The 15,969-nt window shown below is 72.9% G+C and carries 13 protein-coding genes; 2 read left to right on the top strand and 11 right to left on the bottom strand.

Features of this window, described 5'->3' with window-relative positions:
* Positions 1–5: 5 nt before the first annotated feature.
* The 6 genes from ACZ7MY_RS02940 to ACZ7MY_RS02915 form a co-directional block, all read right to left on the bottom strand.
* Entirely contained in the window at positions 6–2,651 is a 2,646-nt protein-coding gene (locus ACZ7MY_RS02940; protein WP_499599015.1) for a serine/threonine-protein kinase, read from the bottom strand.
* Positions 2,648–3,904, bottom strand: coding sequence for a hypothetical protein (locus ACZ7MY_RS02935; RefSeq protein ID WP_499599013.1), 1,257 nt, complete (start codon positions 3,902–3,904; stop codon positions 2,648–2,650). The genes ACZ7MY_RS02940 and ACZ7MY_RS02935 overlap by 4 nt, the downstream gene beginning before the upstream one ends.
* A gap of 69 nt (positions 3,905–3,973) precedes the next feature.
* Positions 3,974–4,999: a glutamate ABC transporter substrate-binding protein gene (locus ACZ7MY_RS02930; RefSeq protein ID WP_499599012.1), complete on the bottom strand. Its 1,026-nt coding sequence runs from the start codon at positions 4,997–4,999 to the stop codon at positions 3,974–3,976.
* A 17-nt stretch (positions 5,000–5,016) separates the two neighbouring features.
* The gene (locus tag ACZ7MY_RS02925) at positions 5,017–6,420 is read right to left on the bottom strand and encodes a GlnX family signal transduction membrane protein (RefSeq protein WP_499599010.1); all 1,404 of its coding nucleotides are present in this window, start codon (positions 6,418–6,420) and stop codon (positions 5,017–5,019) included.
* A gap of 216 nt (positions 6,421–6,636) precedes the next feature.
* Positions 6,637–7,653, bottom strand: coding sequence for an N-acetylglucosamine kinase (locus tag ACZ7MY_RS02920; RefSeq protein ID WP_499599008.1), 1,017 nt, complete (start codon positions 7,651–7,653; stop codon positions 6,637–6,639).
* Positions 7,644–8,906 carry a 6-phospho-beta-glucosidase gene (locus ACZ7MY_RS02915; RefSeq protein WP_499599006.1) on the bottom strand — a complete coding sequence of 421 codons (1,263 nt, stop codon included), beginning with the start codon at positions 8,904–8,906 and terminating at the stop codon, positions 7,644–7,646. The genes ACZ7MY_RS02920 and ACZ7MY_RS02915 overlap by 10 nt, the downstream gene beginning before the upstream one ends.
* Before the next feature lie 154 nt (positions 8,907–9,060).
* Between ACZ7MY_RS02915 and ACZ7MY_RS02910 the strand changes: the two genes are divergently transcribed.
* Positions 9,061–9,345 (top strand): helix-turn-helix domain-containing protein, encoded by a 285-nt coding sequence (locus tag ACZ7MY_RS02910; protein ID WP_499599004.1) that lies wholly within the window; start codon positions 9,061–9,063, stop codon positions 9,343–9,345.
* Here ACZ7MY_RS02910 and ACZ7MY_RS02905 read toward each other — a convergent pair.
* The 5 genes from ACZ7MY_RS02905 to ACZ7MY_RS02885 all read right to left on the bottom strand — a co-directional run bounded on the left by ACZ7MY_RS02905 (position 9,335) and on the right by ACZ7MY_RS02885 (position 15,189).
* Entirely contained in the window at positions 9,335–10,240 is a 906-nt protein-coding gene (locus ACZ7MY_RS02905; RefSeq protein WP_499599002.1) for a carbohydrate ABC transporter permease, read from the bottom strand. The genes ACZ7MY_RS02910 and ACZ7MY_RS02905 overlap by 11 nt on opposite strands.
* Before the next feature lie 5 nt (positions 10,241–10,245).
* Positions 10,246–11,193 carry a carbohydrate ABC transporter permease gene (locus tag ACZ7MY_RS02900; RefSeq protein WP_499599000.1) on the bottom strand — a complete coding sequence of 316 codons (948 nt, stop codon included), beginning with the start codon at positions 11,191–11,193 and terminating at the stop codon, positions 10,246–10,248.
* Entirely contained in the window at positions 11,193–12,530 is a 1,338-nt protein-coding gene (locus tag ACZ7MY_RS02895; RefSeq protein WP_499598998.1) for an ABC transporter substrate-binding protein, read from the bottom strand. The genes ACZ7MY_RS02900 and ACZ7MY_RS02895 overlap by 1 nt, the downstream gene beginning before the upstream one ends.
* Before the next feature lie 110 nt (positions 12,531–12,640).
* Positions 12,641–13,807 carry an ROK family transcriptional regulator gene (locus ACZ7MY_RS02890; RefSeq protein ID WP_499598996.1) on the bottom strand — a complete coding sequence of 389 codons (1,167 nt, stop codon included), beginning with the start codon at positions 13,805–13,807 and terminating at the stop codon, positions 12,641–12,643.
* A 323-nt stretch (positions 13,808–14,130) separates the two neighbouring features.
* Positions 14,131–15,189 carry a mechanosensitive ion channel family protein gene (locus ACZ7MY_RS02885; protein WP_499598994.1) on the bottom strand — a complete coding sequence of 353 codons (1,059 nt, stop codon included), beginning with the start codon at positions 15,187–15,189 and terminating at the stop codon, positions 14,131–14,133.
* Positions 15,190–15,422: 233 nt separating this feature from the next.
* Between ACZ7MY_RS02885 and ACZ7MY_RS02880 the strand changes: the two genes are divergently transcribed.
* Positions 15,423–15,959: an HNH endonuclease gene (locus tag ACZ7MY_RS02880; protein WP_499598993.1), complete on the top strand. Its 537-nt coding sequence runs from the start codon at positions 15,423–15,425 to the stop codon at positions 15,957–15,959.
* The last annotated feature ends 10 nt before the right edge of the window (positions 15,960–15,969 follow it).

Genomic DNA, 15,969 nt, shown 5'->3' with positions numbered 1-15,969 from the left:
GGCGGTTACACCCACGTCCGGGGGCGGAGGCGGTTGGCGCGCTCCACCAGATCGATCCTTGTGCGGCCCTGGTCGGCGAGCCGGGCCAGTACCCGGTACGAGTGTTCCAGGCCGAAGCGCAGGCCCCGTTCGTCCAGCTCCCGGCCCAGGAGCCCGGGCGTGGCGGATCGCGCGGCCGGCACCCCGGCGGCGCCCTGCTGCCCCGCCAGCACCCAGTCCAGCGCGCAGCCCAGCACCTCGGTGGACAACTGCTCGCGCAGCCCGGTGTCCAGGCCCATCCGCTGCAGGTCCTCCACCTGCCGGGCCGCGGCCCGCAGGTCGTCCAGGAGCGGTTCCTGCGGGGCGCGCCCGCGCAGCCGCGCGCGCACCGCCGCCACCCGCGCGGCCGTGAAGTGGATGGAGGACTCGGGGACCGACTCCAGGGCGGCGACCGCCCCGGCCCGGTCGCCCGCGGCGAGCCGGACGCGGGCCAGGCCGAAGGCCGCGCTCACGTAGCTCTGGTCGGTGGTCCACACGAGGCGGTAGTACTCGGCGGCGTTGTCGAGCTGGCCCAGCACCTCGGCGCACACGCCCAGGGCCAGCTTGGGCGCGGGCTCGCCGGGGAAGGCGTCGTAGACCGCGTCGAAGGACAGCGCGGCGGTGGCGTCGTCGCGGGTGACGAGCGCGGCCAGGCCGCGGTGCCACACCACCCGCCAGTCGTCGGGATGCTCCTCCTGCAGCGCGCGCAACTCCTCAGCGGCCGCGCGGGCGTCGTCGCTGTCGAGCCGGGCGCGCACCGTGCGCAGCCGCAGCTCCGGGGACCGCACCGGCGCCGCCTGGAGCGCGGCCACCAGCTCGGACGGGGCGGCCGCCGCGAGACCGGCCAGGAAACCGGCGTTGGGGTCGGCGGGGTCGACGTGCGGCACGGGCAGTGAGAGCGCCGCCGCCCGCACGTCGAGCGGCGAGACGACGGGTCCGGCCGCCGTGGCCGGCGGGGCGCTCCGCTGGGCGGGCACGGTGACCGGGGAGCCCGGCGCGGTGGCGCCGAAGCCGCCGGGGGCGGGCAGCGCCGCCGACGACGGGGGCAGGACGGGCGCCGGGGCCCCCGCCGGCAGGGCCGGCACCGCGCCGCGCCGGCCGTTCGCGGCGCGGCCGCCCAGGGCGGAGGCGTCCTCGGCGGGCGCCAGCAACTCGGTGTCGACCACGCGCAGTTCCGGCCCGAACAGGGTGGACAGCGCGGGCCGCGGCTTGCCGCTGCCCAGGGCCACGACCTCGCGCAGCACCCCCAGCAACTGCTCGCTCATCTCCTCCGCGGAGGCGAAGCGCCGGCCCGGGTCCGGGTCGGTGGCGCGGACCAGCAGCCGGTAGAAGGACTCGTAGCGGGAGAAGACCTCGATGCCGTCCGGGTCCGGAAGGCTGTCCACGAACACGTTCGTGTAGCCCTGGAAGTCGAAGGTGAGCACCGCCAGCGTGCGCGCCACCGTGTACAGGTCCGAGGCGACGGACGGGCCGACCTCCGGCACTTCGGGGGCCTGGTAGCCGACCGTCCCGTAGATCGGGCTGTCCTGGTCGTCCATCCTGCGGACGGCGCCCATGTCGATGAGCTCCAGCCGGTCCTCGGTCTGGATGGCGTTGTCGACCTTGAAGTCGCAGTAGAGCAGGTTGCGGCTGTGCAGGTGACCGAGGGCGTCCAGTGCCTCGATGGCGTAGGCGACGGCCTGGTCGACGGGGAGCGGTTCGCGTCTGCCGTCGGGGCCCCGGCGGTCGTTGGCGATCTCCTTGAGGGACTTGCCGCCGACGTACTCCATGACGATGTAGCCGTCGAGGGTGCCGCCCCGCGGGTCGAGGTGCTCGACGAAGTTGTAGATCCGCACGATGTTGGGGTGCTCGATCTCGGCGAGGAAGCGGCGTTCGGAGACCGCCGCGGCCAGCGCGTCCTCGTCACCGGTGTCGAGCAGGCCCTTGAGCACCACCCAGCGGTCGCTGACCGCCCGGTCCACGGCCAGGTAGATCCAGCCCAGGCCGCCGTGCGCCAGGCAGCCCACCACCTCGTACTGCCCGTGCACCACGTCGCCCGCCCGGAGCTTGGGCGTGAACGAGTACGGGTGGCCGCACTTGGTGCAGAAGCCCTCGGTGCGTCCGGGGCGGTCGCCCCGGCTGCGCCCGACCGGCGCCCCGCACTCGCCCTTGCTGCAGTACCTCTTCCGCTCGGGGACCTGCGGGTCCTGCAGCACCGCGGCGGCCGGGTCGGGCCGGGGGATGGGCGGCACGGCCACCAGGCCCGCGCCCAGCTTGCCCCGGGTCGGCCCGCTGGTGGCGGAGCGCGCACTGCGCACGGAGACGGAGGCGGCGCCGCTCGTGCCGCCGCTCAGCGAACGCGACAGCCGCCCGGACACCGAACGGCGCGAGGAGCGGGACGTGCCCGAGGTCCGCGAGGAGCGCGAGGAGGAGCCGGAACCCGGCCCGCTCGCGGCGGCGTTCGAGGGCTGTGAGGACGGTGAGGACGGTGAGGACTGAGACGGGCTCGACGAGGCCCCGCCGCCTCCGCCGGCCCGGCCGGCGGCCGTTCCCGCAGCGGCGCCGAGCGGCGCCAGGCCGCACGTGTCGCAGAACAGCTCACCCCCGCCGACGTCCTCGATCGTCCCGTCGCAGCCCGGGCGCTGGCAGTTCATCGTGCATCCCCCCTGTGGTCGGCAGGTTCCGCCTGCCCCGGCACCAGCAGTTCGGCGACGGCCCGCTGGTAGCGCAGCACCGCGTTCTCCGCCGCGCGCAGGTCGCACGGCGCGCTCCACAGCAGTCGCCGCGCGTGGTCGTACCGCTCCATCAGGAACGGGTCCTCCGCCATGCCGTGGCGCGCCACCTTCGCCCGGTAGGCGTCGAGCCGGCCGCGCAGCTCGGCGCGGACGGCCAGCGGCGCGGTGACCGCGGTCAGCGACTCGCGGGCGCGCAGCAACTCGTCGTCCGCGCGCTGTTCGAGACCGTCCAGCAGCGGCGAGAGCCGGTGCCACTGGCCGGTCCTGCGGAAGTCGACGGCGGCGGCGAGCTGGTCGTGCAGCGCAACCGGCGCGCCGCTGACCGCGGGCACCTCCGAGGCCGCGATCTTGGCGAGCACCTCGACCCGGGCGCTGCGCGCCTCGGTGAGGGTGCGGTCGGCACGCGACAGGACGTCCCGCAGCCGCATCAGCCGGTGGTCGGCGTCGTCACGGACGTGGAGCACGGCCTCGACCTCGCGCCGTATGTCCTCGAGCGTCCGCCCCGCCCGGTCGTAGCGCCCGGTGTCGGGGCGGCCGGCGGACCAGAAGGCGAGCGGGTCGGAGACCACCTCGGCGCGCAGCGCCGCCAGCGCGTCCAGCATCCCCGCGAGGTCGTCGCCCGAGGGGTGGGTGCCGGGGCGCACGCCGACGGACTCCGCGAGCGAACGGACCCGCTGCGCCTCCGCGACCAGCAGGTCGATGCGGGCGGGCAGCGCCGACCACACCGCGTCGGCGGCCGACACCACGTCCATCACCTGCGCGTACCACGCGTTCATCCGCGCCAGCAGCTGCTCCAGGCTGATCCGCTCGCTCAGCCGGGCCGGACCGGTCAGGCCGCGCGCCGCCTCCGGCACGGCGCCGCCGGAGACGGTGACCCCGGAGCCGCGCAGCAGCTCGGTCAGCTCCCGCAGTTCGCTCTGGGTGGGCCAGCGGCGGCGGCCGCGCAGGCCCCGGGCGGTCGTCAGGGCCTCGGTGTAGGTGTCGAAGTGCGCCCACAGCAGGGCGACGGCCTGTTCGGCCGCGGCCCAGCGCTCCTTGGTGGCACCGCTGAGCTCCGCGCCCTCCAGCAGCCTGCGGCCGGAGTGGTCCTGCAGCGCGAGCAGGGACGCCTCGATCGCGTCCCGCTCGTCACCGAGCCGTGCCAGGGCACGGTCGACGTCCTCACGGCTCATCGCCGGTCCGGATGGTCCCGCGACCGCCATCGCACCTTCCTTCTCTCCAGCCGGTCCCCGTGCTTGCCGTCAGTCCTTGTAGAGCGGTTGCGGCGGCCCCTCGATACCGGGGAGGTCCGCTTCCAGCCAGGTACGGTACGCCTGCATCCAATGGCTGTCCGCGCCGCCGCCGCGGTAGTCCTCCAGCACCCTGTTGACCCGGCGCACCAGGTCGGTGTCCTTGTCGTTCATCGCCACGCCGTAGTACTCGGTGGTGACCGGCTCGCCCACCAGCCGCACCGCCGGGTCCTGCGCCGCCTGGCCGGCGGCGAGGGCGTTGTCGGTGACCACGGCGTCGGCCTCGCCGAGTTGCAGCATCACCAGGCAGTCCAGCTGGTTCGCCACGAGGAGGACGCGCGGCCGCAGCCGCTCCTTCTCCTTCTCCAGCTCGGCCTGGGCGGTGCTGCCCTGGGCGACGCAGATCCGTTTCCCCCGCGCGGAGGAGTCGAACCCCTTGATCGCCGAACCCTGACGGGGGACCAGCAGTTGCTGTCCCGCCTCGAAGTAGGCCGTGGAGAAGGCGATGTGCCGTTCCGTGATCCGCTCGCAGGTGATGCTCACGGTCCGCACCAGCAGGTCCACGTCGCGGTTGTTGACGGCGTCGAAGCGCTTGGCGGTCGGCACGGTCCTGTACAGGATGGCGTCCTCGTCGCCGAGGATGTCCTCGGCGATGGCCTTGGCCAAGTCGATGTCGAAGCCGACGATCTTCCGGGAGGCCGGGTCGCGGTAGCTCCAGCGGTAGCTGTTCTGGTCGACCCCGACGACCAGCTTGCCGCGCTTGCGGATCCGCTCGACCGCGGGACCGCTCGCGGAGGACGGCCGCAGGCTCGCCTCCGGGTGGCCGCCGCAGTCGTCATCGGCCTCGGCCTTCCCCGGCGCCGCTGCGGGACTCCCGGCGGCCGTCGTCCTGGCCTCCGGCCGGCCGTCCCGGCCCGCGCCCTCCTTCGGCGGCAGCACGGCGGCGGCGGCCGCGACGGCGGCCACCAGGGCCGCCGAGACCACGGCACCCCAGCCCCGCCCGCGCCACCGGCGCTGCCCGTGTCCCTCGCGTCCCATCGGCGGCCTCCCCCCGCTCACCGGTACTCCGAAAGCCGGCGCCCGATGCCGAGCACCGCGCCCGCGGCGCCCAGCACCGCCAGCAGCGCGGCCCCCGGCACCAAACCGCCCAGCGCGCCGCGCCCGTCGGCGGCGGCCTGTTCGAACTCCTGCTGCTCGTGCGCGACGGCACGGGCGAGATCGGTGTCCACCTGGTCGAAGCAGAAGCCGGTGTACTGCTCGGGCCGCCCGCCGTCCTCGTACGTGCCGCCGATCGTCTGGGCCACGGCGTCCAGGTAGTTGCCCTCGTCGTCCTTCTCACGGGCCTCCGCGTGCAGCCCCCACCAGGCCTTCGCGGCCTCCATGGCGGAGGTGACGCTCTCGCGGCCCCGGTCGTCGTCGGCCAGGCTGAGCGCCTGCGCCAGCAGGCCCGTCCGCCCGTCGGCGTCCGTGCCCGCCAGGCCCTGCAGTTGCTTGTCGTACGCCGCGCTGTAGGCGTCCCCGCTGCCGCGGGCCACGAGCGTCAGGTTCTCGTTGCCCCGGGCCTGCAGGGTCTGGATCCGGGCCTCGTTGAGGATCTGCAGCGACTGCGCCCCGTGCGCGTAGGAGTCGTCGAGCTTCGCGCGGGCGACACCGTGCCCGGCGACCAGCCACAGCAGGACCACGGCGGTGGCCACCGTGCCCGCCACCATGCCCGGGTTGAACACCCGCTGCGTGCGCCGGTACGAACGCCGCTGCGCCCACACCAGCGCGGCCAGCGCCACGACGCCGAGCGCCCAGGCGGCCAGCGGCAGCACCTTGGCGTCCGCGTAGTCCTCGCCCAGCCGCTCGGTCTCGATCGTCCACAACTGCTTGGCGTCGGGGAGGATCTCCTCGCTCATCATCTTGTTGGCGCGCCGCAGGTACGCCCCGCCGACCGGGAAGCCCTGGCGGTTGTTGGCCCGGGCCCGCTCGACCAGCCCGGTGTACACCGACAGCCGCTGGTTCAGCCGCTCCAGGCGTTCCCGCGCCTGGGCGGAGTCCTCGGAACTGGCCGCCGCCTCGGCGATGTTCCGCGAGGCCGTACGGATGTCCCGGGCGTACCGCTCGCGGTCCTGCGCGGGATCGTCGCCCCCGGCCAGGAAACCGCCGGCGGCGGTGGCGTCGGCGTCGGCGAGCGAGCGGTAGATGTCCGCGGCACGCGCGCTCAGCGGCCCGCTGTGGTGGATCACGTCGTCGGCCGCGGCCGAGCGCTCGGTGATCTGCCACGCCGTCACCGCGCCGAAGGCCACGACGCACAGGGCCAGCAGCACCCCGATGACGCGCAGCCTGCCCGGTTCCGTGGTGGCCGCGGCGCGCCACGCGCGTGGTCGCTCCACCCACGCCCGCGGTCGCCTGCCGCCGGGTGCGGGCGTGTCCACCCGCACGGTCGGCGACTCCGTCTCCATCGGCGTCCGTGTCACCTGCCGGCCCTCCCCCCGACCCGTTCGCCCGCGCGTACGCGCGACGAGCCCATGACCAGCAGTATGACCGTCGTCACAGACATCCACCCAGGGATTGCGTGGATCTTGCCGTCCGACACGGTCCGACCGCCGCCCGTGGGGTCCCCCCGCGCGCCGCCCCCTCGCAGCTCACCACGCACGGGGGAGCGTGTTCGGTTCCCCCGGCGTGCGCGCCGGTCACGACACGGAGCCCACCGATGCGTAGTGCGCCCGCAGCCGCGCGTGCGCCTCGGCGGCCGCGCCCGTGCGGTCCAGGCCCAGCAGGGCGGCGCCCAGCACCGGCGGCGAGGTGACCACCCGGGGTACGGCCTTGGGCGCCGCGGCGGCCAGCAGGGAGGTCACGGAGTCCATCAGCAGGGGGTGACGGGCGGCCAGCACACCCCCGCCGAGGACGACGTCGGTCTCCTCGTCGAGGAGGCCGAGCCGGCGCAGCGCGACCGTGGCCATGACCACGATCTCCTCGGCCTGCCGCTCCACGATCGCCCGCGCGACCGGGTCGCCGTCCTGCGCGGTGGCGAAGAGCACCGGGGTCAGCTCGTGCTTGCGGGAGACCGCGACACGGCCCAGGTGGAGGGCCTCGATCAGGGCGTACATCGAGGTCAGCCCGAAGTGCCCGGGCAGCGTCGTGGCGAGCGCGGTGGAGCCGCCGCGGCCGTCCTCGGCGCGCGCCGCCCACCACAGGGCCTCGTCGGCCAGGCCCGCCCCGCCGCCCCAGTCGCCGGAGAGGTGGCCGATCGCCGGGAAGCGGGCGGTACGGCCGTCCGGGAGCATACCCGCGCAGTTGATGCCCGCGCCGCACACCACGGCGACCCCGCGCGGCTCGTCGACGCCCGCGCGCAGCAGGGCGAAGGTGTCGTTGGCGACGCGGGTGTCCTCCCCCCAGCCGCGGGCGTGGACGGCGAGTTCGAGCTGCTGCTCCTCGACGGGCAGGTCGGCGTTGGCCAGGCACGCGGAGACGTGCCGCACCAGCGGCCCGCCGGACCGCGGGGACAGGCCCGCGGCGTCCGCGGCACGCTCCACGATCCGCGCGATCACCTCGACCGCCGTCTCGGTGCCGACGACCTGCGGCTGGAACCCGCCGCCGCGGGCGGTGCCGAGCACCGTCCCGTCGGCGGCGACCAGGGCCACGTCGGTCTTGCTGTTGCCCGCGTCGACGGCGAGCACGCCGTCGGGGACGAGAGGGTTCAGGCCCACGCGAGGTGCTCCCGGTTGTGCGCGATCAGACGGTCGGTCAGGGCCTCGGCGTACTCGTACTGGCCGACGAGGGGGTGCGACAGCAGGGCCTTGAAGACCCGGTCGCGGCCGCCGTGCACGGCGGCGGTCAGCGCCAGGTCCTCGTAGCCGGTGACGTTGGCGACCAGGCCGCCGAACAGCGGGTCCAGGGGCGGGACGGGCAGCGGGTGCGTCCCGTTCGCGTCCACGGTGGCCGGCACCTCGATGACGGCGTCGTCGGGGAGGAACGGCAGGGTGCCGTCGTTGCGGGTGTTGACGACCTGGACGTCGCCGGTGTTCCGCAACAGGGAGGAGGCGAGCGCCACGGCGGCCTCGGAGTAGTAGGCCCCGCCGCGCCGGGAGAGCAGCTCCGGCTTCTCGTCGAGGGTCTCGTCCCCGTACATCTCCAGCAGTTCGGCCTCGATGGCGGCCACCTCGGCGGCCCGGGAGGGCTTGTCCCGCATCTCCCGCACGACCTCGTCGTGGGCGTAGTAGTACCGCAGGTAGTACGAGGGCACCACACCCAGCCGGTCCAGCAGCGCGCGGGGCAGGTGGAGGTCGCCGGCGATGCCGTCGCCGTGCTCGGCGAGCAGCTTCGGCAGGACGTCCTCGCCCTCGGGTCCGCCGATCCGGACCCCGCGCTCCCAGGTGAGGTGGTTGAGGCCCACGTGGTCGAGGTGGACCTGCTCGGGCGTCACGCCGAGCAGCCCGGCGAACCTGCGCTGGAAGCCGATGGCGACGTTGCACAGCCCGACGGCCTTGTGGCCGGCCTGCAGCAGGGCACGCGTGACGATGCCGACCGGGTTGGTGAAGTCGATGATCCAGGCGTCGGGGGCGGCCCGGCGCACCCGCTCGGCGATGTCCAGCACCACCGGCACCGTGCGCAGCGCCTTGGCGAGCCCGCCCGCGCCGGTGGTCTCCTGGCCGACGCAGCCGCACTCCAGCGGCCAGGCCTCGTCCTGCGCCCGGGCGGCCTGGCCGCCGACGCGCAGCTGCAGCAGCACGGCGTCCGCCCCGGCCACGCCCGCGTCCAGGTCGGAGGTGGTGGTCACGGTGCCGGGGTGGCCCTGCCGGGCGAAGATCCGCCGGGCGAGCCCGCCGACCAGCCGCAGCCGGTCCTCGGCGGGGTCGACCAGGACCAGCTCCTCGACCGGCAGGGTCTCCCGCAACCGGGCGAACCCGTCGATGAGTTCCGGGGTGTACGTGGACCCGCCGCCCACGACCGCAAGTTTCATCAGGAACCTCCGAGGCAGCCTCCGCCTTCAGGCGGAGGAAGAATTTGACTCCTGCGGAGCAGGGCAGCGAGGGCCGAAGCACCCGTGGGGCGTTCGGCACCCACCCGCCACAACCCGTCATGGCGTCACAACGGAACGTGATAATTTGTGAGTGATGGCCAGTTCCGCGAAGGGGGCCTTCAGGTACCGCTTCCATCCGACCGATGCGCAGGCAGCGGAGCTGTCGCGCACCTTCGGGTGCGTGCGGAAGGTCCACGACCGCGACGTGAACGCGGCAAAGAACCTTCTGGCCGCCGGGCTGGCGGTGTCGGCCTGTGGTGCCGGTGTAAGACCTCAACGGGAGCGCTCCCGGACAGGGCAGTCGGCGACGAAGCAGGAAACCCAGTGGGCGACTGCTGGAATCCTCCGCCAACAGGTTGGGGAAGGAGTCAACCCTTGACTCCCGTCAACGTCACGCCTTCGATGAAGGCCTTTTGCGCGAAGAAGAAGACGACGATCACGGGTGCCATGACCAGCACCGTGGCCGCCATCGTCAGGTTCCAGTTGGTGTGGTGGGCGCCCTTGAAGGACTCCAGGCCGTAGCTGAGGGTCCAGGCCGCCGGGTTCTCGCTCGCGTAGATCTGCGGGCCGAAGTAGTCGTTCCAGCAGTAGAAGAACTGGAACAGCGCCACGGCCGCGATGGCCGGCTTCGCCATCGGCAGGACGACGCGCAGCATCGTGCGCAGTTCGCCGCAGCCGTCCACCCGGGCCGCGTCCGTGTACTCCTTGGGGATGGTCAGCAGGAACTGCCGCAGCAGGAAGATGGTGAACGCGTCGCCGAAGGCCATCGGGATGATCAGCGGCCACAGCGTGCCCGACAGGTGCAGCTGCTTCGCCCAGAACAGGTACATGGGCACGATGACGACCTGCGGGGGCAGCATCATCGTGGAGATCACGAGCATCATCGACAGGTTGCGCCCGCGGAAGCGGAACTTGGCCAGCGCGTAGGCGACCGGCGTGCTGGACACGACGGTCAGCACGGTGCCGAGGCCCGCGTACAGCAGGGTGTTGCGCCACCAGGTGAGGAAACCGGGGGTGTCCCAGACGGTGCCGAAGTTGCCCCACTCCCAGGTCCTCGGCCACAGGTCGCGGGTGAGGGCCTGGCTGTCGCTCATCACCGCGGTGAGGAAGACGAAGACGAAGGGCAGGACGAAGAAGAGCGCGGCGGCGATGCCGAGGGCGTGCACCGCGATCCAGCGGAGCGCCGCCTTGCGGGCGGCGTCGCGCCGGGCACCGGAGGGGAGACCGGTGGCGGGCGCCGTGGCGGAGGGGGCGAGGGTGGCGTGGGTGGTCATGGGTGTCAGTCCTCCGCCGTCAGGAAGCCGCTGCGGCGGCGCATGAGGAGCGCGGTGAAGGCCATGGCGAGCGCGAAGAGCACGAGGGCGATCACACAGGCCGAGCCGGTGTCGAAGCGCTGGAAGCCGAGGTTGTAGACCAGTTGCGGCAGGGTCAGCGTGGACTTCTCCGGGTAGCCCGGCTCGAACTGCTGGCCGGAGCCGCCGATGACGCCGCTGGCGACCTTCCCCGCCACCAGGGGCTGGGTGTAGTACTGCATCGTCTGGATCACGCCGGTCACGACGGCGAACATCACGATGGGCGAGATGTTCGGCAGCGTGACGTAGCGGAACCTCGCCCAGGGCCCGGCGCCGTCCAGCTCGGCGGCCTCGTACTGCTCCTTGGGCACGTCGAGCAGGGCGGCCATGAAGATGACCATGAGGTCGCCGATGCCCCACAGCGCGAGCAGTGTGAGGGCGGGCTTGGACCACGTCGGGTCGTTGAACCAGCCGGGCGTCGGCAGTCCGGCCTTGCCCAGCAGGTTGTTGACGGGGCCCGTGCCGGGGTTGAGGAGGAAGGCGAAGGCCATGGTCGCGGCCACCGGCGGGGCCAGGTAGGGCAGGTAGAAGGCGGTGCGGAACAGTCCCGCACCGGTCTTGATCTTGGTGATCAGCAGTCCGATCCCCAGGCCGAACACGACCCGGAGGCTGACCATGACCACGACCAGCCACAGGGTGTTGCGCAGCGCCGGCCAGAAGAACGGGTAGTCGTTGAAGACGTACGACCAGTTCCTGACGCCGTTCCAGGTGGGGGCGGCGAACCCGTCGTACTTCATGAAGGAGAAGTAGAGGGTCGAGACCAGCGGGTAGGCGAAGAAGACGCTGAAGCCGACGATCCAGGGCGACATGAAGGCGAGGGTGCGAAGCGCCTCGCGGCGGCGCTTCGCCCTCAGCATCGGGTGGACGGTGCTCATCAGCGGGCCTGCGCGATGTCCTTGTCGACCTGCTCGTCGACGCCCTTGAGGCCCGCGGCCAGGTCGGTCTGCTTTCCGGCCTCGTAGGCGTAGCCGAAGTCCTGCAGGGTCAGCTGGTAGGTGCCGCCGTTGACGCTGGCGGGGGTGGTGCTGCTGTTCGGGTTCTGCGCGATCTCCACGAAGGTGCGGAAGAGAGGATCGGCGTCCAGGTCGGGGGACTTGAGCGCGGCGAGCGTGGACGGCACGTTGTGGATGGCGTTGGAGAAGCTCACCACCGCGTCGGTGTCGGTGGCCATGTACTTCACCAGTTCCCAGGCGGCGTTCTTCTTGGCGCTGGTGTTGGCGACACCGATGATCGTGCCGGACAGGTAGCCCTTGCCGTAGGTGTCGGCCTGGTCGTCCGGTACGGGGAAGGGGGCGACGCCGATCTCGAACTTCGTGCCCGCCTCCTTGGCCATGCCGGCCCGCCACTCGCCGTCGACGGCCATGGCCACCTGCCCGGTGTGGAAGGGGTTCTTGGCGCCCCACTCGTCACCGAAGCCGGACCGGTACTTCTCCAGCTTCTTGAAGCCGCCGAGCACCTTCACCATGTCCTGCTGCCAGGTGAACATGGCGGCGAAACCGGGGTCCTTGGCGACGTTCGACTTGCCGTCCGCGTCGAAGTACCTGGCGCCCCACTGGGCGGCCAGGTGCGTGGTGGTGGACTCGTAGCCGTGGAAGTTCGGCATGAAGCCGAGCTGGGAGTAGGAGTCGCCCTTGCTCTTGGTGAGCTTGACGGCGTCGGCCTTGAACTCCGAGAGCGTCTTCGGCGGGGAGGCGATCCCGGCGGCCTTGAAGGCGTCCTTGTTGTAGTAGAGGCCGTAGGCGTCGCCGAGCAGCGGCAGCGTGCAGCGCTTCCCCTCGAACTGGGTGTACTCCAGCATCGGCTTGGGGAAGGTGGCGGCCGGGTCGATGCCGGACTTCTTCAGGAACGGGTCCAGGTCGGCGAAGGCGTTGGAGGAGCAGAACTTGCCGACGTTGTCCGTGGTGAAGGAGGAGACGACGTCCGGGGCGTTGGGGCCGCCGGCCCGCAGTGCCTGGTTGATCTTGTCGTCGGTGATGTTGCCCTGCACCTTGACGTGGATGTTGGGGTGGGCCTTCTCGAACGCCTTGACGTTGGCGTCGATCGCCTTCACCTCGCTGGGCGCGGACCAGCCGTGCCAGAAGGTGATGGTCACGTCCTTGGTGGGGTCGTCGCCTGCGGTGTTGTTGCTCGAGCCCGTGCACGCGCTCGTCAGCAGGGTTATCGCGGCGGCTGCCGCGACGGCGGCCGCGGCCGTCTTGGTGGAACCGGACACTTCGCTTCCTCCGGGGGGACTTCGGGCGGTTCGAGGGTGTGCGAGACCGGCGGAGGGACCCGGGGCGGGCCCGTCCGCTGCGAGTGCGGGTGGTGGGTGGGCTGTTGCGGTCAGCGCGAGGTGTCGAACACCTCGTCGCGGGTGGTGGCGAGGGCGCTCTGCAGCGCTCCGGACAGGACGGGGTCGTTCGGTACGCCGCCGAGCACCAGCCGGGGCCGGGGCACGGCCAGTTCGGCCAGTTCGGACTGGACGAGGGAGCGCAGCGGCTCCCCGCCGGCGGCGATCACCCCGCCGGCCAGGACGATCAGGCCGGGGTCGAGGACGGTCACCAGCGAGGCGAGTCCGACGGCGAGCCCGGTGGCGAAGCGCCGCAGCAGTTCCGCGTGCGCGCCGTCACCGGTCCCCGCCGCCGCGGCCAGTAGTGCCGAGGCGCCCTCGGCCTGCGTGCCGCGCGGCACGGGCAGTCCCAGTTCGCGCGCGATGCGCAGCACCGCGTTGCAGCCCGCCAGTTCCTGGAAGCCGCCGGCGTTGGCCTTGGCGACGTGCCGGACCAGGGGGGTCCCCGGCACCGGCATGAAGCCGACCTCGCCGGCGCCGCCGGTCCAGCCGCGGTGCAGCCGGCCGCCGATCACGATGGCCGCGCCGATGCCTTCCTCGTTCCACAGCAGGACGAAGTCGTCGTGGTCCCGGGCCGCGCCGAGCCGCTGCTCGGCGACGGCGGCGAGGTTCACGTCGTTGTCGTACTCCAGGGGGACGGGCAGGGCGGCGGCCAGCTCGTCCAGGAGGGCGGGGGAGTGCCAGCCGGGGAGGTGGCTGGCGTAGCGCAGCCGGCCGGTGCTGGGGTCGAAGGCGCCGGGGGTGCCGACGACGATCCGGTGCAGGTCGGTGCGGTGCAGTCCGGCCGCCTTGACCGCGCCGTCGACGGCCTGGACGACCTGTTCGACGGCGCCGCCCTGGCCGCGCCGGCCGCGGCCGGGGGTGGCGAGCTCGAAGACGCCGGCCACCCGGCCGGTGATGTCGGCGACGGCGGCGCGGATGCGCTCGGTCGTCACGTCGAGGCCGGCGACGTGCGCTGCCGCGGGGTTGACCGCGTACAGCTGGGCGTTGGGTCCCGGGCGTCCGGCGGTCGTGCCGGTGGCGAGCACCAGTCCGGCCGCTTCGAGGCGGGCGAGGAGCTGGGAGGCGGTGGGCTTGGACAGCCCGGTGAGCTTGCCGATCCGGGTCCGGGAGAGGGGGCCGTGTTCGATGAGCAGGTCGAGCGCGGCACGGTCGTTCATCGCCCGCAGTACGCGCGGTGTGCCGGGGGTGCCAGGGGTGCCTGGGCTTCCGGGGGTACCGGCCACGGTCTCGTCCTCCCTCGTCGTGACGGCTCGCGCCGCAGGCTACGGCACGGGGCTGGTGGGCTGGGTGGGGTCGGAGGGGCGGGTGTGCCCCCTGTTGGTAGTTAGGAAACTTTCCTGTTGGTGAAAGGCAAGGTAGGCGCCCGTAGCCGGAGCGTCAAGGGCGGTTCGCGAGGTCGCCGCCAAAGCGTTACCGGCCGCGCCGGGGCATGGAAAAGGGGCGCCGGGCGGTGCCCGGCGCCCCTGGTGGGCGGCGTTCGCTACTTGACCGTGCTCGGCTGGGACGACGCCGGCGCGGGCGCCAGCGGCTGGGCCGCCAGCGCCTGCGGGGAGGCCGGGTTGGCCAGCGCGGACGGCGGGGCCACGGCGGCCGAGGGGTCGGCCGGCTCGTCCTCCGCCACCGCCGGCGGCGTGCCGCCGACGATCGCGATCCCGGCCGCGTCGAAGGCCCGCTTGATCCGCCAGCGCAGTTCCCGCGCGACCGCGGCCGCCTTGCCCGGCATGGTCTTGGCCTGTGCCTGGATCAGCACGGAGTCCGAGGTCACCGACTCCAGGCCCAGCACCTCGACCGGCTCCCAGAGCACCTCGTCCCACGGCTGGTCCTTGGCCATCGCGGCGGCGGTCTCCTCGATCACCGCGCGGGCCCGGTCCAGGTCCTCCGTGTAGCCGACCTGGACGTCCACCACGGCCGTCGCCCAGCCCTGGCTGAGGTTGCCGATCCGCTTCACCTCGCCGTTGCGGACGTACCAGATCTCGCCGTTGTCGCCGCGCAGCTTGGTCACCCGCAGTCCGACCTCGACCACGGTGCCGCTCGCGACGCCCGCGTCGATGACGTCCCCGACGCCGTACTGGTCCTCCAGGATCATGAAGACGCCGGAGAGGAAGTCGGTCACCAGGTTCCGCGCGCCGAAGCCGATCGCCACACCGGCCACACCGGCGCTGGCCAGCAGCGGAGCCAGGTTGATCTTCAGTACGGACAGCACCGTCAGCGCCGCCGTCCCCAGGATCACGAACGAGGCCACGCTGCGCAGCACCGAGCCGATCGCCTCGCTGCGCTGCCGCCGCCGCTCCGCGTTGACCAGCAGTCCGCCCAGGGCGCTGGTCCCGGCGGCCTCGGCGCCGCGGTTCATGCGCTCGATGAACTTGGTGATCATCCGGCGCACGACGGTCCGCAGCACCAGCGCGATCACCACGATCAGCAGGATGCGCAGCCCGGCGGAGAGCCAGTCCGCCCAGTTCCGGCTGATGTAGTCGGCGGCGTCGGTCGCGCTCTTGTGGGCGTCGTCGATCGTCGTGACGGTGGACGGCGATGGGGACACGGGCGGAAACCTCCGGGTTGGGCAGGCTTCCCACACTAACGGTGGAGGCGAAGTGTCCCGTTGTGCTGTTCGAGCGCGACGTGCGGTGATTCAGGGCATGTAAAAGGGGTGTGGTTGAAAACACCCTCGCTCCGTTACCCGGTCATGGTGGCGCCGCGACCGGGCTTCCGGAGAGACTGTGGGCAGATCGTCCCGGCGCGAGCCACGCGCCGCCGGCGTAAAAGGAGGCACCCGTGCCGCATGTCCTGGTCCTCAACGCGTCGTACGAGCCGCTCGGCGTCGTACCGCTCCGCCGCGCGCTCATCCTCGTGCTGAACAAGAAGGCCGTGTGCCTCGAGGAATCCGGCGCCTATATGCACAGCGCGACCTGTACTGTCCCCGCTCCCAGTGTCGTCAAGCTCACCAAATTCGTCCGAGTGCCCTTTCGCGGCCCCGTGCCCCTGACCCGGCGGGCGCTGTTCGCCCGGGACGGCGGCCGGTGCGCGTACTGCGGAGGCGTCGCAACCAGCGTCGACCACGTGATCCCGCGCAGCCGCGGGGGCCAGCACACGTGGGAGAACGTGGTCGCGGCATGCCGCCGGTGCAACCACCTCAAGGCCGACCGCCACGTCGCCGAGCTCGGCTGGCGGATGCGCCACCAGCCCGCCCCGCCGTCGGGCCTCGCCTGGCGGATCATCGGGACGGGGCATAGGGACCCGCGCTGGCTGCCATACCTGCAGGCATTCGGCGCGGAGGACGCCATGGCCCGGATCGACGGCATATCCGCCTGAGACCGGGCCT

This window comes from Streptomyces sp. NPDC111520 (assembly GCF_055635295.1).
The sequence above is the reverse complement of the archived record's forward strand: the minus strand, read 5'-3'. Positions and strand labels throughout refer to the sequence as shown.

Coding starts and splice junctions, on each gene's coding strand:
- ACZ7MY_RS02940 (WP_499599015.1), bottom strand. CDS start 2,651: ATGAACTGCCAGCGCCCGGGCTGCGACGGGACGATCGAGGACGTCGGC.
- ACZ7MY_RS02935 (WP_499599013.1), bottom strand. CDS start 3,904: ATGAGCCGTGAGGACGTCGACCGTGCCCTGGCACGGCTCGGTGACGAG.
- ACZ7MY_RS02930 (WP_499599012.1), bottom strand. CDS start 4,999: ATGGGACGCGAGGGACACGGGCAGCGCCGGTGGCGCGGGCGGGGCTGG.
- ACZ7MY_RS02915 (WP_499599006.1), bottom strand. CDS start 8,906: ATGAAACTTGCGGTCGTGGGCGGCGGGTCCACGTACACCCCGGAACTC.
- ACZ7MY_RS02910 (WP_499599004.1), top strand. CDS start 9,061: ATGGCCAGTTCCGCGAAGGGGGCCTTCAGGTACCGCTTCCATCCGACC.
- ACZ7MY_RS02905 (WP_499599002.1), bottom strand. CDS start 10,240: ATGACCACCCACGCCACCCTCGCCCCCTCCGCCACGGCGCCCGCCACC.
- ACZ7MY_RS02900 (WP_499599000.1), bottom strand. CDS start 11,193: ATGAGCACCGTCCACCCGATGCTGAGGGCGAAGCGCCGCCGCGAGGCG.
- ACZ7MY_RS02890 (WP_499598996.1), bottom strand. CDS start 13,807: ATGAACGACCGTGCCGCGCTCGACCTGCTCATCGAACACGGCCCCCTC.